This window comes from Fibrobacter sp., from assembly GCF_045112255.1.
Classification (GTDB): Bacteria; Fibrobacterota; Fibrobacteria; order Fibrobacterales; family Fibrobacteraceae; genus Fibrobacter.
The window spans coordinates 215,925-239,375 of record NZ_JBGUHR010000086.1; the positions used below are offsets into that span (position 1 = coordinate 215,925).

General features: G+C 49.4%; 21 protein-coding genes. 7 read left to right on the forward strand and 14 right to left on the reverse strand.

Features of this window, described 5'->3' with window-relative positions; genetic code table 11:
• Positions 1-14 precede the first annotated feature (14 nt).
• Together proB and rapA are read right to left on the reverse strand one after the other, a co-directional pair.
• Positions 15-1,154, reverse strand: a complete 1,140-nt coding sequence (gene proB / locus ACJMM9_RS12235) for a glutamate 5-kinase (protein ID WP_405327369.1) — start codon at positions 1,152-1,154, stop codon at positions 15-17.
• 138 nt (positions 1,155-1,292) lie between these two features.
• Positions 1,293-4,283 (reverse strand): RNA polymerase-associated protein RapA, encoded by a 2,991-nt coding sequence (gene rapA / locus ACJMM9_RS12240; protein WP_405327371.1) that lies wholly within the window; start codon positions 4,281-4,283, stop codon positions 1,293-1,295.
• Between the two features lie 66 nt (positions 4,284-4,349).
• Here rapA and ACJMM9_RS12245 point away from each other — a divergent pair, with 66 nt between their 5' ends.
• Positions 4,350-5,114 (forward strand): RDD family protein, encoded by a 765-nt coding sequence (locus ACJMM9_RS12245; RefSeq protein WP_405327374.1) that lies wholly within the window; start codon positions 4,350-4,352, stop codon positions 5,112-5,114.
• Positions 5,115-5,119: 5 nt separating this feature from the next.
• Positions 5,120-6,397, forward strand: coding sequence for a UDP-N-acetylglucosamine 1-carboxyvinyltransferase (gene murA, locus ACJMM9_RS12250; protein WP_405327377.1), 1,278 nt, complete (start codon positions 5,120-5,122; stop codon positions 6,395-6,397).
• Between the two features lie 230 nt (positions 6,398-6,627).
• Here the strand turns inward: murA and ACJMM9_RS12255 are convergent, their stop codons facing one another.
• The 6 genes from ACJMM9_RS12255 to ACJMM9_RS12280 form a co-directional block, all read right to left on the reverse strand.
• The gene (locus ACJMM9_RS12255) at positions 6,628-7,488 is read right to left on the reverse strand and encodes a tetratricopeptide repeat protein (RefSeq protein WP_405327380.1); all 861 of its coding nucleotides are present in this window, start codon (positions 7,486-7,488) and stop codon (positions 6,628-6,630) included.
• 18 nt (positions 7,489-7,506) lie between these two features.
• The gene (locus tag ACJMM9_RS12260) at positions 7,507-8,085 is read right to left on the reverse strand and encodes an OmpA family protein (protein WP_405327383.1); all 579 of its coding nucleotides are present in this window, start codon (positions 8,083-8,085) and stop codon (positions 7,507-7,509) included.
• Positions 8,086-8,096: 11 nt separating this feature from the next.
• Positions 8,097-9,374 carry a translocation protein TolB gene (locus ACJMM9_RS12265; RefSeq protein WP_405327386.1) on the reverse strand — a complete coding sequence of 426 codons (1,278 nt, stop codon included), beginning with the start codon at positions 9,372-9,374 and terminating at the stop codon, positions 8,097-8,099.
• Positions 9,375-9,553: 179 nt separating this feature from the next.
• Positions 9,554-10,486: an energy transducer TonB gene (locus ACJMM9_RS12270; protein WP_405327389.1), complete on the reverse strand. Its 933-nt coding sequence runs from the start codon at positions 10,484-10,486 to the stop codon at positions 9,554-9,556.
• Entirely contained in the window at positions 10,473-10,889 is a 417-nt protein-coding gene (locus ACJMM9_RS12275; RefSeq protein ID WP_072828243.1) for a biopolymer transporter ExbD, read from the reverse strand. The genes ACJMM9_RS12270 and ACJMM9_RS12275 overlap by 14 nt, the downstream gene beginning before the upstream one ends.
• Positions 10,886-11,587 carry a MotA/TolQ/ExbB proton channel family protein gene (locus ACJMM9_RS12280; protein WP_139829232.1) on the reverse strand — a complete coding sequence of 234 codons (702 nt, stop codon included), beginning with the start codon at positions 11,585-11,587 and terminating at the stop codon, positions 10,886-10,888. The genes ACJMM9_RS12275 and ACJMM9_RS12280 overlap by 4 nt, the downstream gene beginning before the upstream one ends.
• 190 nt (positions 11,588-11,777) lie before the next feature.
• Between ACJMM9_RS12280 and ACJMM9_RS12285 the strand changes: the two genes are divergently transcribed.
• The gene (locus tag ACJMM9_RS12285) at positions 11,778-12,317 is read left to right on the forward strand and encodes a hypothetical protein (protein ID WP_405327393.1); all 540 of its coding nucleotides are present in this window, start codon (positions 11,778-11,780) and stop codon (positions 12,315-12,317) included.
• Positions 12,318-12,420: 103 nt separating this feature from the next.
• Here the strand turns inward: ACJMM9_RS12285 and ACJMM9_RS12290 are convergent, their stop codons facing one another.
• Positions 12,421-13,758 (reverse strand): bifunctional folylpolyglutamate synthase/dihydrofolate synthase, encoded by a 1,338-nt coding sequence (locus ACJMM9_RS12290; protein WP_405327396.1) that lies wholly within the window; start codon positions 13,756-13,758, stop codon positions 12,421-12,423.
• 182 nt (positions 13,759-13,940) lie between these two features.
• Between ACJMM9_RS12290 and ACJMM9_RS12295 the strand changes: the two genes are divergently transcribed.
• Together ACJMM9_RS12295 and rpsD are read left to right on the forward strand one after the other, a co-directional pair.
• A complete protein-coding gene (locus ACJMM9_RS12295; RefSeq protein ID WP_405327399.1) occupies positions 13,941-14,684 on the forward strand; it encodes an endonuclease in 744 nt (247 codons plus the stop codon).
• A gap of 97 nt (positions 14,685-14,781) precedes the next feature.
• The gene (rpsD, locus tag ACJMM9_RS12300; RefSeq protein ID WP_405327402.1) at positions 14,782-15,387 is read left to right on the forward strand and encodes a 30S ribosomal protein S4; all 606 of its coding nucleotides are present in this window, start codon (positions 14,782-14,784) and stop codon (positions 15,385-15,387) included.
• A gap of 62 nt (positions 15,388-15,449) precedes the next feature.
• Here the strand turns inward: rpsD and ACJMM9_RS12305 are convergent, their stop codons facing one another.
• Positions 15,450-15,986: an ORF6N domain-containing protein gene (locus tag ACJMM9_RS12305; RefSeq protein ID WP_405327404.1), complete on the reverse strand. Its 537-nt coding sequence runs from the start codon at positions 15,984-15,986 to the stop codon at positions 15,450-15,452.
• A 217-nt stretch (positions 15,987-16,203) separates the two neighbouring features.
• Between ACJMM9_RS12305 and ACJMM9_RS12310 the strand changes: the two genes are divergently transcribed.
• Positions 16,204-17,322 carry a glycosyl hydrolase family 8 gene (locus tag ACJMM9_RS12310; protein ID WP_405327407.1) on the forward strand — a complete coding sequence of 373 codons (1,119 nt, stop codon included), beginning with the start codon at positions 16,204-16,206 and terminating at the stop codon, positions 17,320-17,322.
• 42 nt (positions 17,323-17,364) lie between these two features.
• Here ACJMM9_RS12310 and ACJMM9_RS12315 read toward each other — a convergent pair whose 3' ends face one another.
• The gene (locus tag ACJMM9_RS12315; RefSeq protein WP_405327410.1) at positions 17,365-18,690 is read right to left on the reverse strand and encodes a GntR family transcriptional regulator; all 1,326 of its coding nucleotides are present in this window, start codon (positions 18,688-18,690) and stop codon (positions 17,365-17,367) included.
• Between the two features lie 88 nt (positions 18,691-18,778).
• Between ACJMM9_RS12315 and ACJMM9_RS12320 the strand changes: the two genes are divergently transcribed.
• On the forward strand, positions 18,779-19,369 hold the full coding sequence (locus ACJMM9_RS12320) for an FISUMP domain-containing protein (RefSeq protein ID WP_405327413.1): 591 nt from the start codon (positions 18,779-18,781) through the stop codon (positions 19,367-19,369).
• A gap of 54 nt (positions 19,370-19,423) precedes the next feature.
• Here ACJMM9_RS12320 and ACJMM9_RS12325 read toward each other — a convergent pair whose 3' ends face one another.
• The 3 genes from ACJMM9_RS12325 to ACJMM9_RS12335 form a co-directional block, all read right to left on the reverse strand.
• Positions 19,424-20,176, reverse strand: a complete 753-nt coding sequence (locus ACJMM9_RS12325) for a hydroxymethylpyrimidine/phosphomethylpyrimidine kinase (protein ID WP_405327416.1) — start codon at positions 20,174-20,176, stop codon at positions 19,424-19,426.
• A 92-nt stretch (positions 20,177-20,268) separates the two neighbouring features.
• Positions 20,269-21,552: an MgtC/SapB family protein gene (locus tag ACJMM9_RS12330; protein WP_405327418.1), complete on the reverse strand. Its 1,284-nt coding sequence runs from the start codon at positions 21,550-21,552 to the stop codon at positions 20,269-20,271.
• A 186-nt stretch (positions 21,553-21,738) separates the two neighbouring features.
• Complete coding sequence (locus tag ACJMM9_RS12335) at positions 21,739-23,424, reverse strand: GGDEF domain-containing protein (protein WP_405327420.1); 1,686 nt, start codon at positions 23,422-23,424, stop codon at positions 21,739-21,741.
• Between the last annotated feature and the right edge of the window lie 27 nt (positions 23,425-23,451).

Genomic DNA, 23,451 nt, shown 5'->3' on the forward strand with positions numbered 1-23,451 from the left:
CTAAAGTCACCTAGTTAGAATACAACCAAGTCATTCTTGTGGATAAGTTCATCAGGGACGTTCTTGCCCAAGATTTCATGCACCTGGGCAGTCTTCTTGCGGAGCACAAGTTTGAGCGTTTCGCTATCAAAACCAGCGACACCGCGAGCCACAGGATTCTTCCTTTCATCCTGAACTTCAATCAAATCGCCCTTGTCAAAATGCTTCTGCACGGCAATCACGCCCACCGGTAACAAGCTCGAATGATTTTCACGCAAAGCCTTCACGCCGCCTTCATCGACAATCACGCTTCCACGCGGCGTCGTAATGAAGCTCAGCCAACGCTGACGGCTATTGAGCTTTTTCTTGGAACCTGCAAACAACGTACCTGTTGCATTTTCAAAGAACACCTGATGCGGGAGGACCTTCATACCGCTAGCGAGGAATGCATTCGCGCCGCTCTTTGTCACATTGCGAATCGCTTCGAGCTTGCTCCTCATGCCGCCGGTACTGACGGCGGACCCGGCCTCGCCGGGCTTTCCGGCAAGCGCCAAAATGGCAGGCGTGATTTCAGGAACAAAGTTCAACAAACGGGCGTTTGGATTCTTCTTCGGATTATCATCAAACAAGCCATCTTCATCCGTAAAGATGAGGAGCAAGTCTGCATCAAGGAACAACGCCACATCGCTCGAAAGCTTGTCGTTATCGCCCACCTTGATTTCAGCAACAGCCAAGGAATCGTTCTCGTTAATGATCGGAACAATCTTGCGAGCAAGCATCGCCTTAATGGTATTCTGCAAATTCTTGTAACGCGCACGATCGCGGAAGTCTTCTGCAGACAAAAGAATCTGACCGACAGAGAGTTGCACCCAGCGGAACATTTCGCGGTAAGCGTACATGAGGTCAATCTGGCCCACGGCAGCGCAAGCCTGCTTTTCGGCAAGCACGGTCGGCTTTTGTGCATAACCCAGTTCAGCCATGCCAGTACCCACAGCGCCACTCGTGACAATGACGACTTCCTTCCCTGCATCCATCAAGCGAGCCACGGAATCCGCGAGTTTCTGGATGTAACGCGTACGAACGCCACCACGCTCGGAATCCACGAGAATGCGAGAACCAATCTTCACCACCACGCGGCGAGCTTCATCTAAAATGTTCTTTCTTAATTCACTCATATTTAAACTTTAGTTAAAAATTCATTAGGCAAAAGCGTGAAACGTCATTCTGAGGCGTAGCCGAAGAATCCAGTTAAGTTCAGCCCTGGATCCTTCACTTCGTTCAGGATGACGACTACGTACTTCATTACCACTCACCTATTTGCACACCACCAGGCGAATTGCATCGAGGCGGAGTTGCGGGTTAGCCACAACCTTCCTGCGTTCCTGCACGTTCTTGCGGAGTTGCTTCAAAGCTTCGCTCGTACCCGCCTTGCCACGCATCGAGAGCAAATGGTTCATGCGCTGGTATTCCTGTTCCGAACGCGCTTCCACAGCATTCGCGGCTTCTTCGGCATACTTCTTAGCCTGTTCAGATACAATCAGGCGAGCCTTTGCCAAGCCATCCTTAGCAAAGTAACGGAGCGTCATATCGACAGCGGCATTCCCTTGCGGAACGCCAACATCCTTGAGCGCCGCATTCGAAAGCGCATCGAAATACCCGGACATGTTTTCGCCCTTAGCATTCACGAGCACCTTGAAATACTTCGGTCCTGCGATATCGGCACAGCCCCATTCTTCGGACACCGGGAGTTCCACCGCAAAGTTGTACTGCATCATAAGCCCGCGCAAACCGGAGTTCGGCCAAATGGCGCAAGACACCGTTCCACGACCCATGCCCGTTTCGTAATCGAACACGCCCTGAGCGAGCGGATGGTCCAAGCTGATAAATTCAATATCGTCGTGCGTCATCGCAACATCGCGATCGAAAGTGACCGTCATGCAAGTGCCGCCGCTCACGCGACCATCGCCGTCGCCTTCTCCACTACCTTCGCCGCAGAGATCTGTCTGGCTATTCACACGGCCACCGCCTGCAGTAGCCGCAGCCATTGCCAAATCAGGCATGCCCGGCACAGAGCCCGCTTCAACTTGCGGTCCCATCGTGATGAGGAAGCAATCCTGCACAGAGCTATTCTCGACATCGAGTCCGCGATTCATCAAAGAATCGAACACGAGATTCTTGAGTTCCGGTTCTGCATCAAGTTCACGAATTTCATCCGTGATTTCCTTAGCCTTCTCGGGATTGCGAGAGTTGAATTCCAACAAGCGGTCACGACCGTTTTCGATATGCTTACGCATCTGCTCGCAATCTTTCTTGACCTGCGGGATGACGTTTTTCACAAAGTTTTCAAGGCTAGTACGCGGCGTTGCCAAAGCTTCAATCAAAGATTCCGTGTACTTGAGGAAGAGTTCGCCACCGCTCATGAGCGGAGCGCCAAACGAGTTCAAGCCTTCGTTGTACCAGCGGAACATCACTTCCTGACCAGAACCCTTCACGTACGGCACGTGGATGATGATGTTCTTGTCCTGACCAATGCGGTCCAAACGGCCAATACGCTGTTCCACAAGCGCTGCATCAAGCGGCAAGTCGAACAAGACCAAGTGATGCGAGAACTGGAAGTTACGACCTTCAGAACCAATTTCAGAAGCGATGAGCAAGTTTGCACCATCGGGCTTGCTGAAGTTTGCCGCAGCCTTGTCGCGCGCCATGATGCTCATGTCTTCGTGGAACATCACGAAAGCGCCTTCGCCCAGGAATTCGAGGAGCAAAGTTTCAAGCGCCTGCACCACCTGGATGGATTCGCAAATCAACAAAACCTTTTCGTTCTTGTATTCCTTGAGGAACCCCTTGAGCCACACAAAGCGTTCGTCCATCGCCCATGCGTCGGAGAACCTCGTGCAGAGGAGGCCATTTTCCTGAATATCGGTCGAAGCTTCCAAATCGCGGTCAGCAGCGACATCCACCATTTCACGGTAAGCCGGATTCGGTTCAAGCGGGATTTCATCGAGCACACGCTTCGGGAATCCGCCCACGCCCTTACGCGTATTGCGGAACACCACAGAACCTGTACCCATGCCATCGACAATGCGGCGCATCCATTCGCCAGCGGTCATGGACTTTGAATTTTCCTGTTCCAGCCACGGACGGATCTGCGAGTTCTTCGGAACGCATTCGTACAAGTCGTCCCAGCTCATATGGTGGTTCGGGTCGGTCGGAAGCTTATTTAAATCACGCACAAGCTTGAGGTAAGCTTCCTGGTCCTTGATAAAATCATTGTAGTCGGCAAAGCGCACCGGATCAAGCATCTTGAGTCGGTTGAACTGCGATTCCGGATGGAGCTGGAGTGGCGTACCGGTCAAAAGCAAAACGCCCTTCGAGCGGCCAATCACCCTGTTCGCAAGCATGTACTCGTGGCTCGTGAAACCATCCTCGCACACCAGATGGTGGGCTTCATCGATGATGGTCATATCCCAGTTCGTCTTCAAGAGGTCTTCGATCAAAGCCGGCTGCGCCATCAAGAAGTCGATGGACACGATGATGTCGTTACTCTGCATGAACGGATTGGGCTTCGTCTCATCCTTAGCGACACCGACAAACAAGCCACGGATGTAGCCTTCGTCTACAAGCGTAAAGAGCTGGTTGAAGCGGCGCTTCATTTCGATCATCCACTGATGCTTCAGCGTTTCCGGAACAATCACGAGCGTACGCTGGATGCGGCCTCTCGACTTGAGCGCATGCCAAATCATGCCCGCTTCAATCGTCTTGCCCAAGCCCACTTCGTCCGAAAGCATGAGCCTTGGGAGTGTCGAGCTAGAGCATGCGCGGTAGCAAAGATAATACTGGTGCGGGATCATGTTCACACGCGGGCCTATCATGCCGCGAACCGGTGAAGACATCCACTTGTAATACATTTCCATCGCATCTTCATGACGCAAAAAATCACGCGACGAGCAAACTTCGTCATCGGCCAAGGCCTTAAACAGCACTGCCGGTCGAGCGGTCGAAATCTTCGAACTCAGCTCGGATTCCTTCATTTCCTTGCCATTACGCCCGACATAAACCATGATACCCGCATCTTCGCGAATGGAGTCCACCACAAAGGAGACACCCTTTTCACTCTTGACGGTTTCACCCACTTGCAACACAAATCGTTCAATCGGAGCTTCATCGGTCCTGTAAATACGAGCTTGACCGATAGACGGGAACAAAATTTTAACAGTACGGCCCTGAACTTCAGATACAATACCAAGCCCCAGGGTAGGTTCGGCTTGGCTAACGTAGCGCTGACCAATTTTAAACATCATCATAACCTGTAAATTTAGGATTTTTTCGAAAATTCGGCTTGCGAACTTTTTACTAAATTATTCCACAACATGAAATGGTTTTATATCGACACATCAATCACCGACGGGGATAGGCGTCAAGGTCCTTATTCTATCGATGAAATTAGAGATTTTGTCAACGAAGGCAAAATAAAAGACGAAACTTTAGTCTGGCACACCGGCGAAGCTAATTGGAAGGCATGGAAGGATTTTCCCGAAGCAAGCGAACCCCCAGAGCCAAGCGAAGAAGAACTCCTCAAGCAGACGATTGAAACGCTTCTCCAGAGCAGGATGAATCGCAAGCGTTACGCCGGCTTTTTTGTACGCGCGAACGCCTTTATTATAGATAACATAATCCTTTCTGTTTTCGGAGCACTATTCCTTTACGTCATGAGCCTGGCCGGCATGCTGGACATCACCGCAGTCTCCGAGATCGTAAACCAGTACATCGAAAACCCGACCTCCACGGAGCTTGTTTCCAAGGCTCTTGAAATTCCCGGAATGTCCACGTTCTTTACGATTTGGAGCATTGTACAGGCTGTTTACTTTATCGTATTCCACGCCGTCTGGGGCGCAACACCAGGCAAAAAGCTCTTGCACATTCATGTTGAAATGGCAAATGGCGAAAAGCTTTCGTGGGCATTCTCGATTTTCCGCTTTATCGCAAGCATCGTCACGCAAGCGACACTCGTTTTTTATGGTCTGGGTTACCTTATTGTCCTTATCGATCCGCAAAAGAGAGCGCTACACGACTTTATAGCAAGAACACGTGTCGTTCATAATGCCATCGAACAAAAAGAAAAGAAAGAGGTTTAATTTATATGGATCAGTTTATCGTTCCGCAAGTGAAAGCACCCGTCAATGGTGAAGTTGAAATTTCCGGCGCAAAGAACGCCGTGCTTGCCGTGATGGCAGCTGCGCTCCTCGCCGATGGCGTTTCTGAAATCACGAACGTTCCGCACTTGAAGGACATGAAGACCATGTCCGATGTGCTCCGCGTGATCGGTTGCCACATCAATGGCGGAAGCCACGTTCTGAAAATCGACACTCGCGGTGTAGACCATCTCGAAGCGCCGTATGAACTCGTGAAGACTATGCGCGCAAGCTTCTACGTGCTAGGCCCTCTCGTCGCCAGATTCGGCCGCTGCCGCGTCTCGCTCCCCGGCGGATGCGCCTGGGGCCCGCGCCCCGTAGACCTCCACCTCAAGGGTCTTGAAGCGCTCGGTGCAAAGATTACCGTCACACACGGCTATGTCGAAGCCACTTGCGAAGGCCGCCTCCCCGGCGGTAACTTCAACTTCCCGATTTCTAGCGTCGGTGCAACCGTCAACGTCTTGATGGCAGCTACACTTGCTAAGGGTGTGAGCGTCTTGCAGAATGCCGCCCTCGAACCCGAAATTGACAACCTCATCGACTTCCTCACAAGCATGGGCGCCAAGATCCAAGGCCGCGGAACGCGCACCCTTACCGTCCAAGGCGTTGAATCGCTCCGCCCGGGTACAGGCGTCACCATCCCGGACCGCATTGAAGCAGGCACCTTCCTCTGCGCCGCAGCGATCACGCGCGGCCGCGTAAAAGTCACTCGCATCATCCCGGAACACATCGCCTCTACGCTCGATGCCTTCCGCGAAATCGGCTGCAAGGTAAGCGTCGGCGCCGACTGGGCCGAAGTCGATGCCCGTCAGCAGGAACTCAAGCCGATGAGCCTTGTGACGCTCCCGTTCCCGGGATTCCCGACCGATATGCAGGCACCGTTCATGGCAACGCTCCTCTCCATTCCAGGCAACAGCCTCGTGCAAGACACGGTTTATAACGACCGTTTCAAGCATGTCGCCGAACTCGAACGCTTGGGAGCTTCCATCCAGATGAACGGCAACACGGCAACGATCAAGGGCGGCCTCCCGCTTGAAGGCGCTGACATCATGGGTTCCGACCTCCGCGCCAGTGCAGCCCTCGTTCTCGCAGGCCTCATTGCCGAAGGCGAAACGACTATCAGCCGCATTTACCACCTCGACCGCGGTTACGAAGATTTCGAAGCCAAGATGGCAAAGATCGGTGCGACCGTCAAGCGTTTCAACCCGGACGCCCGCGACGAATAAAAAAAGTGCCCGCCTCCAAGCGAGCAAAATACACATTATACGAAATCGGCAGGCACATTCGCCTGCCATTTTTTTACGTCATCCCAAACGCACAAAAGCCGGCCCCAAGCCGGCTTTTTTTTCACTTCGTCACCCTGAACGAAGTGAAGGATCCAGTCATATCTCGTCAATGCAAAACAAGACTTGACTGGGTCCTTCGGGGCATAGCCCCTCAGAACGACGAGATGTTTTTACCGCATTTGTTCTCTACAAATCTCCGTTGCCGAGCGCCCGTCAGGAGACCTAAAGTCGAGCATTTCCTGTAGCGAAATTGCGGCCTGTTCCAGTTCCGGAGTCGAAGCACACGTGTTATTCGAAAGAATCATCTGCAAATACTGCTTTTTACGGTCAAGATTGCATTCATTGCCGTAAATCGTTGCAAGCTTGTACATGCCCGCGCAAGCCTTCATCCCGTTCGGATTAGAATCCACGAGATTCGTGAGGAGCGTCTTTGCCTTGGCAGCCTGGTTCGCTTCAATCAAGCAAAGAGACATCCAGTAGAGAGCGCCTTCAGCCATTTCGCCCTTTTTCACAAGCTCATAGACCTGCTTAAAGCCATTGTACGCGAGCTTGTATTCGCCACGATGGTAATCCGAATGAGCGGCATTGAACATCGTTTCCGCCTCAATCATCTTTTCAGCATTGGCATCCGGTTCCATCACAGCGCTAGCCACGCCATTGTTCACCACGACCTTCTTAGCCAAGATCTTGTCAGACTTGCCAAGGAGCAAATCCAGGCGGTAAATGATTTCTTCCTGGCGCGTATCGCGGCGGACCGTCTCTTCGCTCATGCGATTCGAAAGCACAGTCACTTCAGCCTGCAAGCGCTTTTGCGCCACCGCAGAAGCTTCAAGCTGAGCCTTCACGCTATCGAGTTCTGCACGGAGCGCGGCATTTTCTGCTGAAAGGGCCTTATACGACGAATCATTTTTAGCAATGACATCGTCACCGACCGCGCGCATTTCTTTTGTACGCAACATCGTAATGCTACTGCATCCCGAAAGCACAAAAGACGCCAAAACAACGCTAAGAGATAAAGTCTTCAAATTCACGATTAAATTCTCCCAAAACTACTGATCAATGGACACGCGGAAATGCGCTCTGCGATTCTTGGAATACGCCGTTTCGTCAGAACCCTGAACCTTCGGGCGTTCCTTGCCATAGCTTACCGAAACGAGCCTGTTGGCATCCACGCCATAAGCAATCAAGAATTCGCGCACCACTGTCGAGCGGCGAGCGCCCAGAGAAATGTTGTAGTCTTCAGTGCCACGAGCATCCGTATGGCCTTCGACCGTCACGATAAAGCGGTTTTCGTTGACCAGGATTTCAGCCACTTGCGCAAGCAATCGCTTCGCATTTTCGGTCAATTCAGAGCGGTCATAGTCAAAGTACACATCTTCAAGCATGATGCGGTTGATCAGTTCTTCCAAGCGCGCACGTTCAGCTTCGAGGCGTTCCGCTTCCAAGCGAGCCAAAGAATCCGCACTCAACGTATCTGCCACAAGCGCATCAAGGTTCAGCGTAGAATCTACAGGAGCTTCCGGCGCCGTTTGCGGTTGCGGATCCGTTTCAGGCTTTTCCTTGCTGCAGCCCCAAGCAAAAAGCGCAACAGCCGTACCTATCAATGCAAGTTTAATGACCTTACCCATAATTCACTCCTCTATTTAAATTTTTTCTCGTCAAAGAACCAGGACCAAGTCGGCGATGTATTTTCGCTACCGTTCGTAATGCGAGTCACGCCGCTCCCATCTTTACGCATAATATAAATTTGATAATTGCCGCCGCGGTCACTGGCAAACGCAATCAGCTTGCCATCGGGCGACCAGGTCGGGTGTTCGTTATTCCCCGCATTCGAAGTCAGCTGAATAATATCCGTACCATCAAGAGCGCACGTATAAATGTTCATCTTGCCATCGTCCATCGACGTGTAGACAATGCGATCCCCTTCTGGAGACCAGCTTGCACGTTCATTGTAATGGCCCATGTACGTAATGCGGCGCACATCCGTACCATCCTTCCCTACCGCATACACTTGCGGAGAGCCGCCACGGTCACTCGTAAAGAGCACTTCACTTGCAAACGGACTCCAGGAAGGACTCACCTGATTGGATTTCAAGTGCAAAAATTTCTGTGCAGAACCCGTCTTTATATCACCGCGATAAAGTTCCGTCTTGCCACCATCCGTCACCGAGAAAAGGAGTTCGCCAGTCTTCGGATTTACAGCCGGACTAAACGTCTGCTTGAACTGCGTAAAGAGCGGGGTTTCCTTGCCACCAAACGTAATGGCATAAAGGTTCGGGCGCTGCTTGCGGAAATTCACATACACAAGGCCCTTGTTGCCCTTCTGCCAAACAGGCATCATGTTGATGGAGGAATCGCGCGTAATCTGCCTACGCGAAAAACCATCGTAATCCGAAATCACGACCTGCTTCACGCCATCGATTTTCGAGACATAAGCAAGCTTTGTAGATGCGACACCACGTTCCCCGAACAAGCGATAAACAACCTTGTCAAAAAACGAATGCACAGCCTGACGCACATCGTAAGGCTTCACAGTATAACTTTCACCGAGCAGCAAGTCCTTCGTTTCTGCAGCATACAAATAGCAATCAAGCTTGATTTTTCCGTTCGAAAGCTTGGTCGCATTGCCGGTCACGTACTGGCGGGCGCGCTTTTTGCTAAAAAGCACCAAGTCAAACTTGTCCGAATTCACGGCTTCGAAACGCCCCGTGAGGTTTGCATCACGCGTCAAAATCAAATGCGGCACTTCGTTTGTCCACTTGATGTTACCTTCTTCTTCAAAAGGCACAACTCCTATCGGCATCGTCTGGAATACCGAAATCCCCACATCCACAGCAATCGTATCAATCGCCGCAAACGCAGGCACAGCAAGCGCCATCGCAGCAAACACAAAAAGCAATTTTACTTTATTCATCATAATCTCATTTTGCCAACAAGACAGTTTGGTCATTGGTCATTAGTTATTGGTCATTAGAGTTATTCGGAAATCGGAATTATTTAACTTGGCGGCTTAGCCGCGATTATTTTTATTCCGAACTCCGACTTCCTAATTCCTAATTTTCAGGACTCCTAACTATGCTGCGGGCATCTCCTTTCCTAGTTCGGCGTAAAGTTAAACTGCAACACAAGACTTGAGCCCTTGTACGTCGGCGGAAGTTCCGGCAACTTCGAAATCTTCACCGCTCGCATCGACAAATGGTCCCATGCACTGTTCGAAGAAGATCGCTTGAGGAACACGCTAGTAATCGCACCCGAGCGTTCAACTGTAAACTGGACCGTCGTTTTTGCATCACGATCAATCGTCAGTCCGTTTGGCGGATTGAAATTGCTCATGATTTTTGCCTTCGCGCGTTCCAGAAACACCTGCATCAGCGGGTCCATATCAATCGGATTGACCGCCTTGAGGCTCGGCAATTCAAACGACTTTTGCAAGTTCAAGTCATCGATATCAAAGTCGTCATCCTTCGGCTTTTTCGCAGGCTTCTTCTCGACCTTCTTCTTTTCAACCGTTTTCTTCGCAACCTTTTCCACCGGCTTTTCAACAGGTTTCTCGACAGGCTTTGGCTTTTCGACATCCTCTTCCGGCTTCTTTTCTTCAGCCTTGGGTTCCGGCACAGGAACGGGTTCCGGCGTATCGGGCTTCACTTCAGGAGCGGGTTCTTCGGGAACTTGCGGAGCTTCCGGCTCTAGCGTTTTTACAGGAGTCGGCTCTGGAGCGGGTTCCGGTTCCGGAGTCGTTTCAGGCACAGGTTCGGGCGGTTGCGGAGGTGGAGGTTCCACCTTCGGCGCTTGCTGCGGTTCAGGCTCCGGCAAAGCGGTCTTAGCCGCAGGAGCTTTCACCGGTTCATCGACTTGCACCATCTCGAACACGGGAATTTCTTCGGCAGGCTTGCTCAAATCAATGTTGTTGAGAGCGATCAAAGTCCCGACAACCGCCAAATGAAACACGACAGCACACACGATGATCTTGAACAAAGATCCATCGTTTTCCGTCTCGAAATATTGGATATGGTCCCTATTTCTTTTCATTTACCAGTTCATCTTTTGGAGTCATCGTCAAGAAACCGAGCTTCGTTACACCGAGCTTTTGTACCTGCGTCACAACCTTCATCACAAAGCCGTAACTTACTGCTTCGTCCGAATTGATGACCACAGCCATTTCGCCGTTCCACAGCGACTTGAAAATGCTCTCGAAGCTTTCCATATCCACCTGCATATCGGCGATGAAAATTTCGAGGTTCTTGGTGATGGAAACTTTGAGAAGTTTCTGCTGTTCCATCGTCGGAGCCTTGACCTGCGGGAGGTTGACCTTTACGCCCTGGCTCATCAACGGTGCGCACAAAATAAAGACAATCAAGATGGCGAACACGATGTCGATCATGTTCGTGAGGTTGAGTTCCTGCTTTAAGTCCTTACGGCGGCTGCGTTTCACGCTTCCTCCTCGGCAACTCCTTCAACAGCGAGCATGTCACCTCTTTTGAACAAGCTCAAAACTTGCGATCCAAAGTTGTAATACGAAGTTTCGTTAGAACCATTCTTCGAGGTAAAGTAATTATACCCAGCAGAGGCAGGGATAGCCACCAGAAGGCCCGCCACTGTAGTGATAAGCGCCATTGCGATACCCGGAGCGACAACGGTCAAGTCCGCAGAGCCATGGTGGCCAATCTGGAAAAACGCAATCATGATTCCCCAAACGGTACCGAGCAAACCAAAGAACGGCGCCAAGTTAGAACTCGTCGCAAGGAAGGTCAAATAGCGGTCCTCGCCCATGCGGATGCCTTCAATCGAGCGCTGGATAGCGTCTTCAAGCAAGGAAGAACGATGCTGAATAGATTCGTAAGTCACCTTACCCTTGAACTTGGATACTTCGTTCAAGACTTCTACACTCAACAGGCGGAGCGCACTATCATTCGAAACCGTGCAAAGTTTTTGGAGTTCCGAAAAATGTTTAAGCTTGCAAAAGTCCTTAAAGAACTTGGCGTTGGCGCGCAAATTCGATTTATGCTTAAAGAACTTCACGATAATGATTCCCCAGGAGCCAAGCGACATAAAGGCGAGAATCCCAAGAATAACCATAGTTACAATATCAGACTGCGTAATCATTTGCAGGACAGGTACTGTATTGTTCAAGACAACCTCCAAAAATTTTACAAAAATATACGTACTATATTATAATACAAAAAAGTAGCCATAAAAAATACCACAAACCATTTATCATCACTTTTTCGACAAATGTAAGGAATCTACATCTTTGTGAAAATATTTTTGTATATTAAAAGCACATAAACAAGTGGATTTTTTAATCCAAGGAGAAAAAAAAATGAAAAAACTGTTCGCATGCCTCGCTATTGCAGCACTCTTTGTAGGCTGCTCCAGCAATCCTCCGCAGACCCCGCAAGAAAAGTCTGCAGGCCTTCTCATCGAAATGCAGATGCAGAAGAAAAACTACATTAAGCAGCACATTCCGGCAGGCATCGGTATTGGCGAATCCGCTGATGAACAGATTGCACTTGAAAAGGCCGATCAGAACGCACGTGTAGACCTTGCCAAGTCTATCGACGCTCAGACCAAGGCTCTTATCAAGAACTTCAAGGAAGATGTGAGCGACGAAATTGCAGAACACTTCCAGAGCACATCTCAGACTGCTGTGAACCAGCGCCTCAACGGTGCAACGCTCAACGACGTCAAGGTTGAAACGACAGCCGATGGCAAGTTCAAGGTCTATGGCGTCATGACGCTCGACACCGACCTTGTCTCCGAATACGTCAAGATGCTCGAAGAACAAGAAAAGAAGGATGAAGCCGAAAAGGTTCGCGCAGCCGCTGAAAAAGCTTACGCAGAACTCGATGAAATGGAATAATCTTTCAGCTTATATTTCAAGCAAAAAGACATTGGTTAAACCAATGTCTTTTTTTACTCAAGATTTTACAGGATTCTTCGCTACGCTCAGAATGACGAAAAGCCTACCGGTGTTCGTTCGTCGTGGGTTCCATCCCACGGAAGAATGCGAGTCCATCAAAATCGTCCTTAAGCGCCTGCACGGTCGCCCCGATCATATAAAGGCTTCCCGTAATGAGGACTGGAGTTCCATCCGTAACGCTTGCACAAACTTCATTGAGATACTCGCGGGAAAATTCAGCCGCACTAGCAACATTCAAGCCAAGCTTTTCAAGTTCAATCTGCAAATCCGAAAGTTCACGGAATCGCGGGTACGGCGTACGCGTGATATGCCAAGCGCTCACATGCGGCGCCATGAGCTTGAGCATTTCGCCCACATCCTTGTCGCGGAGCGCTCCAAACACGCAATGGAACTTTTGATTCGGGTAATACTTGTCAAGAGTTTCAACCAAGCGGCGAACCGCGTGAGAATTGTGGGCACCATCTAGAATAAACTTTGTAACGCCGTTTGCATCAACAAGCTTTTGCATACGGCCCGCCCAGGAGCGAGTCGTAAGAGTCTTGAGCGCAAGAGCACCATCGTACACAATTCCTTTATTCGCAACAACATCTACAGCAGAAAAGTCACGCGACTTTTGCAAGAACAATTCCGCCGCCTTGAGCGAAAGACTTGCATTCTCGATGTAATGTTGTCCTAAATTCGGGAGTTCAATATCGTTACGGATTTCAGGAACGACACACGAGCAACTGTGCGATGCAGCAAAAATCTTGGCTTCAGCAATCAAATTTTCATTCAAGCCGCCCAAGACAAAAATCTTACTACGGCCATTCGAAAGAATACTTTGTGCAGAACCCGCCACACCCATTTTTTCCTTGAGGATTGCGGATTCCGTACTACCAAGAACTTCCGTATGTTCAAGCCCAATGCTCGTGAGCACGATCAGTTCACCATCGGCAACGGCAGTGCTGTCCAGGCGACCGCCCATGCCCGCTTCAAGTACAGCAACATCAATGTTCTGTTCGGCGTAATAGAGGAACGCGACAATCGTCAAGACTTCAAAAAACGTCGGCTCCACTTGCGTTTCTTCGGCTGCAGCCTTGACCTGCATAATCAAGCGATCGAGTGATTCATCGTCAATCGGCAAATCGTTCACGCGGATGCGTTCACGCATGCTCACCAGGTGCGGGCTCGTATAAAGTCCAGTCTTGAGACCATGTGCCTGCAAAACACCCGACAAGTAATAGCTCGTCGAGCCCTTGCCGTTCGTACCGACAACATGAATCGTCTTAAACTTTTTCTGAGGATTTCCGAGAGCTTCGCAAAGTTTTCGGGTAGAAGCAAGACCCGGCATCATCCCGAATATGAGGCGGGAATTCAAATATTCCAATCCGTTCTGAATCATGGATAATAATATAGAAAGTTGAGGCACCTGCGGTGCAGTCGGCTAAACCCTATTGTCAGATTCCGGCTCAGAGGCCGGAACGACGTCATGGCGGACCTGATCCGCCATCTAAGTCCCAAACACCAACACTCCCCTTCCGATTTATTACATTTAAACTACACACTACAAGAGGTTTTGTTTATATGAAAGTTTCAGCAAGCGCTGTCGCTTTGATTCTTTGCGTATTCGCAGCATTTTCGTTTGCGAAAGTCGATCCCGAGGCAGCTCCCCGTCACTACAACTACCGCGATGCGGGCAAACAAATGAGACGCATCTACTACGGCGAACTCCAGGAAACAATCTACTGCGGTTGCCGCTACCTCGACAAAAAGCACGTAGACTTTAACACCTGCAACTACAAGCCGCGCGAAAATCCGAACCGCAAAAGCCTTGAACGCACCAAGCGCATCGAATGGGAACACATCGTCACCGCCCACAACATGGGTAAGCACCTCCCCTGCTGGCGCGACGGCGGCCGCAAGAACTGCAGCGCAAACGACACCACATTCAAGATCATGGAAGGCGACCTCCACAACCTCTACCCCGCCATCGGCGAAGTGAACGGTGACCGCAGCAACTTCATGTTCAGCCAGTGGACAAACGACCCAACCCCTATGTACGGCGAGTGCGAAACCATCGTCGATTTCAAGGAAAAGAAGGTCCAACCCCGCAAAGAAGTCCGAGGCCAAATTGCCCGCGTTCACTTCTACATGGAAAAGACCTACAACATCAGCCTCTCCAAGCAGGACCGCAAGCTTTTCGAAGCCTGGGACAAGATGTACCCCGTCACCGAGCGCGAATGCGAACGCGACCGCCGCATTTTCAAGGTCCAGGGCGACCACAATCCCTTCGTCTTCGAGAAATGCCAGGATTCTGTTGACAAGTAGTGAACATTTGACTAAATTTGAAGTCCAAATCTCGCATGTCGTGCCAAGCTCTGCCAACTTGCGAGCGTAACCAAAGAGCTTCCTCAAAGAGGTAAATATGTCCTCCTTCCGCGGACCTAAAGGTAAAGTAGCACGCTCTCTCGGCGTTGCCGTTTCTCAGAAGACTCAAAAGGCTCTCGACCGCCGCAACTTTGCACCTGGCCAGCATGGTCAGACCCGCAAGAAGTCTGCTTCCGTTTACAAGCAGCAGTTGGTCGAAAAGCAGCGTCTTCGTTTCACCTACAACATTTCCGAAGCTCAGCTTGCCAAGGCATACAAGGAAGCTAACCGTCGTGAAGGTTCTGCAGGTGATAACCTGATGATCTTGCTCGAAACTCGTCTTGACGCAGTCGTCTTCCGCATGGGTTTTGCCCGTACGATCTTCGCTGCTCGTCAGTACGTTGCACACGGTCACTTCACTGTGAACGGTGTTCGTAGCTTCTCTCCGAGCCGCCTCATCAAGGCTGGCGACGTGATCGCTGTTCGTGAACAGTCCAAGGAACACGTGCAGATCAAGGAAGCAATCGCTTCTGCTGCTGCCGCTCCGGAATACTTGTCTGTCGATCTCGGCAAGATGCAGGGTACTCTCGTGAAGCTTCCGCTCCGCGATCAGATCCCGGTCAAGCTCGAAGAACAGCTCGTCGTGGAATACTACTCCAGGTAGTAAACCGCTTAGAGCCAAGAAGACTCAAGCTTTTAAAGACGCTCGCAGTAATGCGGGCGTTTTTATTTTCGCTGACGTTCCTTTTTAACTTTATGTTTTATCTTAAGCATAGCCAAATTCAATTCTATTTCCGTTTCTGTTTCGGATTCTTCCAAATCATTCGTAAGAACATTTGAAATTATTTCTCCACTACGCTTCAACAAAGACTTTCGTTTCGATTCATCTACAACATGAGGAATACTAGCTACAGCACGCGACAATTCTCTAATTTCAACAAATGTATCTATAATATTTATTGTTGTCTGAACAGCAATTTTTCCCCTTAATATCGTAGCTAACATATATAAACCGCGTTCTGTAAATGCGGTAGGATTAACAGGGCTAAATTTCAACTTTCCAAGGTGGTCAAAATTTTTTACCACCTCACTTTTTTCATCATCTGTCGTTTGGAATATGTACCCCTTGGGGAATTTTTCTGGATTATTCCTAACAGCTTGATTTATTTCTTTTGTAGGCACACCATAGAGACTGGCCACATCGCAATCCAAAATAACTCGTTCATTTCGAATCGTTAATATTTTTTCTTCAATAATCTTCATTTTTTCTCCTTCCCCGTTTACACGCTTGAAAAAAACGGGATTAATCTTTTTATGAATATAGAATTATTAAATGTCAAAATATGACGTTTTCAATTTTATCAAGTTTTTTCACAATTCCCACAATTTTCCAAGCGCATCAAGAAACACCCACAACACTTTTTAAACATTTCATCTTGTAAACAAGACGGCGGCTCAATACATTTCTATTTTAGATGCCATGAGAAACATTTTTGAAGAAATTGGTAAGACTCCCGCCGAAATCGAGGCAAAACTCAACAAGGCTTTCACGCAACTGTTCGAAGGCGACCGCGAAAACGAACGCATTTGCTTTGACAAGGGCGATGACATGGCGTACATCGTGGATATCGGCCACAACGACATCCGCTCCGAAGGCATGAGCTATGGCATGACGGTTGCAGCCCTCCTCGGCAAGCAGGACCTTTTCGACAAGCTCTGGAAATTCGCCAAGACACACATGAAAAACACCGAGGGCGACCTCGTCGGTTATTACTCCTGGCAAGTTTCGACCGCCGATTTCTCGATGATGGACCCGGGTGCCGCCCCGGATGGCGAAGAATACTTTGCCGCAGCACTCCTTTTCGCCGCCAAGATTTTCAAAAACGAAGAATACAAGCGTGACGCCGTCGAACTCATCAACGACATGGCGCACAAGCCGCAAGCAGGCGACGTGTACACGATGATGGACGTGAACGCGGGCCTCGTGCGATTCTCGCCGATGAAGGGCAACGATTACACCGATCCGAGCTACAACACGGTCGCCTTCTACAGAATGTACGGCGAAGCAAGCGGTGACGCGATTTGGAACAAGATTGCAGACAACAGTGTCGCCTACTTGAAGAAGGCTTGCCACCCGGTCACGGGACTTGCCGCTGACTACAGCGAATTTGACGGAACGCCAAAGAAAACGCCGTGGCATCCGGAAAGCGACTGCTTCTGCGGTGATGCTTGGCGCGTTGTGTGGAACATCGGTCTTGACGCGGCCAAATTGCAAGACAAAGGCGAACGTGCCGATGTGAGCGAATGGGAAGTTTCTGCTGTTCGCAAAATTCTCGGTTACCTCCACGGGCGTCGCCCGTATCTCGCCGACATGCGTGTCGACGGGAGCGCGTTCCCGCGCGAGGCAAGGCCTGCTACAGGCGGCCTGATTGCCATGAACGGAGCCGCAACGATCGCGCTCCCTGCGGGCGATCCGCTTATCAAGCCGTTTGCCGAAGACCTCTGGAACATGGAAATCCCGACCGGACTCTGGCGCTACTACGACGGACTCCTGTATATGCTCGGACTCCTCGCCTGCTCCGGGAAGTTTAACGTTTAACCAATGTCGATCCCGGCACAACGGCCGGGATGACAACTGCGATTAGTGTTTCTCGACTACTCTTCCAAGCGGCGTCTGCATTTGGCGCCGCTGTTCTGCATATATGGTCGGTGCGACAATGTGGTAAATCGCCTCTTTCACCATCGTCCCGACATTGAAAGCAAACGAATCAAATACGTAGCGGTAACTTACAATCGTATCGTCAAAGCCCACCACGTACGGCGCCGGTAATTTTTTTGCCTTGAAATAATCAATCAGCGAAGCCGCCACCCAGTCATTTGAACAAACAAATTTATCCAAAGTCGCATTTTTCAAAAGCGATTCAAGAATGTTGTCCAAAAGCACCTGACGTTCAACGCCCTCGTGTTCAGCAGCATCCGCCAAGTCAAACGGAGATGCAAAGCGTTCATCGACAAGCGGAATAACATCCGTGCCCGCTTCAAGCAAGCCCTGCAAACGCGCCTTCGACCAGAAACTAGCGTGGTATGGCGAAAGGTAATGAACAGGTCCCATGTCCCTGCTCTTGAGATAGCGCCCAACAATCACACCAGCTTCCTTGCCAAACGCAACGTTGTAAAACGCCCATTTCTTTTTATTGCGGGCAATCACCGGAATCACATCCGGCGCGTATTCCCACCAGACCGAAATCGGATTCTTGAACGAAGTAAAATGGGCAAAGAGTTTCGCCGCATCATAAACTAGCCACGTCGAGAGGAACACGCCCAGGCAATGAGCATCGTTTTTTACAACAAAAGTTTCACCCGAAGATAAATAAAACTGGTTCGATGCTTCGTGATACCCAATAAACTTCACCGCAATTTTCTGTTCTGCGGCAATCTGCGCAAAAGTGCGGAACACATCGGATTCTCGTTCGGACTCTATCTTCAGTCGCCCGAATTCATCCGAACGATGTACAAACAAGATATAATTAGACTTTTCGACAGGGCGTTCTTCGCTAAAGAAAAAGCGGTGCCCCACATGGCGCAAAATCCCTTGCGCACATTTTTGCATCAAAAACTTTTTGACAATATAAAGCGAAACATTGTAACGGTTCGAAAGTTCCTTGCATGAAGGGAGTTCATCAAAAGCATTCAGATATCCGCTGTCCAAATCGTTCTGGAACAGGCGCTCGACTACGGAATAGACGCTCTCTTCGGCCTTCACCTCAAACGACGGGGCCGAACCCCAAAAGCAGCCCTTGCCATGAACGAGCTGCACCAGTTTCTCTTGAGCCAAAATCTTATACGCCCGGTGAACCGTATTCACAGAAAGGCCTAGACGCTCCGCCATCTTGCGTACGGAAGGCATTTTTTCGCCATCGTGAAAACCGGCATCAGCAATCGATTTTTTTACATCTTCAATTAACAACTTTAAATCCTCTTCATTTCACAAGATAACAAAATTTCTAAAACAGAAAATTTGTAAATTTCAGTCCATGAGAATTGGTTTCGTATTTATGCTTCTGGCTGCCTGCATCGCCGCAGCCGCCCCCTCCAAAAAGGCCTCCGCGAAAAAGTTCAAGGACCCGCGCGACGGCCACACCTACAAGATCGTGAAAATAGGCAACCACAACTGGCTCGCCGAAAACCTCACCTACAAGACGACAAAAGGCAGCTACTGCTACAACGACGACAAATCCAACTGTCACAAGTACGGTCGCCTCTACACATGGAAAGCAGCCATGAAGGCATGCCCCACCGGCTGGAGGCTCCCTGACCGCAAAGACTGGAATTTCTTGAGCAAGTACCTCGGCGCAAGCAAGAAGAACGGTTTCAGAGTCAAGCAGGCCGGCCAGAGGATCTGCTTCGGCAACAACGAAATGTGGAGTCCGTACTGCGAAGAAACCAAAGCATCATTCAACGCGTCTGGCAAAAGCGACACACATTTCGCTTACGAAGACATGGAAAAATCCGCATTCTTCTGGACGGCTACCGAAGAAACGACCTACATCGCAAACTTCGTGACCATCGGCGGATACAACGAACGTTATGCGGAACGCGCCATCGAAGAAAACAACGCCTTCTCCGTCAGATGCATTGAAAAGTAAAACAGAATAATTTATTAAAAGAGCCTCCCCAACGGGAGGCTTATTCTATCTAAACTAAATATCTTTTGCAAGTCTGCCTTCACCGCTCTGCAATAGCTCAGTGAGGTAATTCTTTGCAATCTGGCACGATTCAGGGAGAGTGTGCCCCAGCGCAAGATTTGCAAGGATCGCAGAAGAGAGGTGGCAGCCTGTGCCATGCTTTCCATGCCCTGGCAAACGCGGGCTAGAGAATTTGTACTGTTTTCCATCACGATCCCAGAGGATGTCAACGGCTTCTTTCCCTCTAGAATGTCCCCCTTTCAAGAGAAGCGCAAAATCATTTCCAAGGTTAACCAGCCCACGAGATGCTGCAAGTCCAAGCCCAAGAAATCCAAATTCATCTTGATTCGGCGTGACCAAGTCAATCTGATTCATCACAGGCATGAATTTATCTTGTTCGGCCGCTCGCAAAAAATGAAATCCCGCCGAAGCGCTTGCAATCGGATCCCATATAATGTAGGCATCTGGAGATTTTGTTCGGATATATTCAACAATTTTCTTCAAAACTTTGGCTTTTTCGACAAGTCCGATTTTTACGTACTTGAAAGTTCTTTTTTTGAATAAGGTTTCTAGCTGAGCTTCGATGCGGTCCCAGATGACCCAGCCAGGCGCCACAAATTCATCTTCATTTTGCTGAGTAAGCGCAGTACATACAGATTCGCAGTACACACCAAAATGAGCCATAGCCTTGACATCGGCTAAAATTCCGGCCCCCGCAGAACCATCAAAACCAGCGATGGTCAACGCAAAATTCATCTTATTAGACATAATACACCCACTTTTTTATTTTCCCATTTCCAAATTATATAAACGGGAACCAAGAGGAGAAATTGTCACAAAAAAATATACCAGCATTTTTACTACACGACTGAGTAAATACCAATCATCACGACCGAAACGCCGCAAATGAGCACAACCGCCGGGATAATCGGACGGCGCATGGACTTTGCTCCAAGAAAATACACCAGGCAACCCTTGGTAAGCGTATTGGCAAGGCTTGCAAACAGGAGCGCCAAAATCAAGTTGTGGTGTTCAAGAGTCGCCTTTCGGCACATATCAATGAGCGAGAACGCGACCGCATCCATTTCGGCAGCACCGCCCAAGAAGCTACAAATCATCAAGGCGCCCGATCCAAAGTACGCATGAGCCGCGTTCGCAATGAACATGACCACCGTAAAGACTAGGCCAAACTTAATCGCCGGCAACAGCTTGAACGGGTTATTAAAATCGGTCGTCTTCTGTCGATGATCCTTGGATTCACGAAGTTTCAAGTACCCCGCATAGCCAAGTCCCGGCACCACAGGCACAAGTAACGGCGCCAGGAGCGGGAGCGCAAGGGAGGGCATCAGGAACACGCAAATGAGGTAGAGTCGTGCATACATCACCGACCAGCTCAACACAATGCCGAGCGTAAAGTCCGCTGCATACTGTTCGTTATCAACGCTACGCCCCGCCAAGTTCAGCGTGAGCGCCGTACTGCTCGCAAGCCCACCCAAAAGCCCCGTAAGCCAAATGCCCTTACCCGGCCCGACAAGCTTAATGAGCACATAGCCCACAAAGCCGATGCCGCAAATAAACACGACAAAGAGCCAAATCGTATGCGGATTCAGAACTTCAAGGCCTGGCGGTCCAAAAGAGCGATTCGGCAGGAACGGCAAAATCATGAGAGAAATCACCGCAAACTTGACCGTCGCAATGATGTCCTCGGTCGATATCTTTTTCGCAAAATCGTGAAGCTGCCGCTTGACCGCCAAGAGCCACAAAAGCACGATCATGAGGATACACGCTTCCAGGAGCCGGTTGAACCAGCAAAGCGCCCCCAAGAAATAAATCATGATAAGGGCAGCACTCGTCGTGACGCCCGCAGGCCCGCCGTTATCGCGGTTCGAAAGGCCGTACGCAATATGGCTTGCCACGAGCAAAAGCCCGACAATCACAAGGCCAACGACAAAGGGAACTATCGACCCCATCAGGTCGCCCAGGTAGCAAGACAAGGCGCCACAAAGGCTCACAATCGAAAACGAGCACAGCCCAGCGGGGTGCCTAGAATTATTGCGGGAATACGAGTTTTCACGCTGCATACCGATAATGAAACCGATACCCAGCGCCGCCGCAAGCTTATAAAAGATATTGAACTCAATCATACTTGTTCAATAATCTAATCAAAAAAAAGGCTATTAGTTATTAGTTTTTAGAATTGTCATTCTCGACAGAGCATCGTGAAGGAGGGATTCCATACATTGTATTTCAAGAAATAATGGTTCCCCTCACTTCGTTCGAGGATGACGGCTCCAAGATGACAGCCAACAAAATTCCTAATTTCGAATTAATTACGCCATCCGCTGTTGTTTAGAGGCGAGCTTCATGGCGTACATGTTCGCATCGGCCATGCGGTAAACGTCCATTGCTGTCACGGCATCACCTCGACGGCGTATTGAATAACCGTAAGCAACATTCATGGCGATCGGCAACTTGGCGTCTTTTTCCAGGAGCACCATCGTCTTTAACGCAGTGTTCAGATCCGAAAGATGTTCCGCACGGACAATAGCCACAAATTCATCGCCACCCATGCGGATAGTCGTTCCAATGCCGTTAAAAGCATTCTTGAACACATCGGCAAAGGCACAGAGGAGCTTATCGCCCATAGAATGTCCAAAATGGTCGTTGACGTACTTGAGTCCATTCACATCGATACTCACAATAGCATAATCGCTATCATCACGATTGAGGACTTCAAAAATGTGTTCGCACTTAGCACGGTTATATATGCCAGTGAGCGCATCTCTATAGGCAATCTGGCGAAGGACTTCCTTCTCGGTCTTGTCCATGAGTTCTTCGTACATGTAAACAAGGTAACCCACCATCAAGAGCAAAATGAAGAGGAGCGCCCCCACAGGCAAGCATGTCGAATCCATGAAAGGCTTATCCAGCCCAAGCATATTCTGGATGTTGTAGCGGAACACATCCGCAATTCCAAACAGCACAAACACAACCGTACCAGACGTAAGGATTTTTTCCTGGAGGCCGGCACCGCGATCGTAAAGCACCCTGAATACGACCATGAACAAGAACGAAACAAAAATATAGCTGTGATAGACAATCAAAAATGACGGATAATGAGCAATATCAGCCACATGCAAAATAGTCGTCACAACAAAGAACAAGCCACCAAAACCGACAATGCCTTTCAGCATTCTCATTTTCCACGGCGAAATCTTGCCAGAACGCATATTGATGATGAGAAGCCCAAACGGTATTGCTGCAAGATAAAGCGATATATACTCTAGCGTCGTATCCAGAGCATAATTCATCGAGAATATCTGAATTCCCTTCGCATAGTTGAGCGTCCAAAGTCCCATCAGCCCTGCAAAAAGTCCAATCAGGATAAGTCGATAATACGCCCGGTCAAACCCCACTGCACAACACCCGGTAATAAAGGCTATCATGCCAAAGAACATCAGGAAAATTCCAATCGTAATGGAATCTGAATTGTTCGCAAAATAATCCGTCATGCTGCCGGAGCGCAAAAGTTCTATAGATGTCAGCGATTTTGCGGCAGCCCTTTCTGTGACAACTGTGACCACGCGAATCGTATGCTGGTCCAAATGCTCAGGCATGTTCACAAGATGGATTCCGCTACCGACAAGCCGCCCTTCCTTAAAGCGTTCAAATCCATAACGGTAATAGCAAATACTATCTACATAAACGGCAATAGCAACGTGATACGCATGGAAGCGCAAAGTCGTTGGCAAAGGGATTGAATCATCCCTCATATTCCGTTCGTAAATAATGGTATCACCGGGTTCAACATTTGAAGGCACCCGGAATTCCGACACATGCTTCAACGGAGTGAGATGCACATCGGAAAAAGAAACGGACCAACCATCGTTAAGTTTGATAACATGATTACACGTGCCATGACGGCACATTCCGTTGAAACTGATGACAAACAAAGCAACACTTACAGCGGCAAGCACTGCAACGAGAAGCTTAAGAATTCTCTTTCCGTTTTTCATCAGCATATATATATAATAAGAAATTCT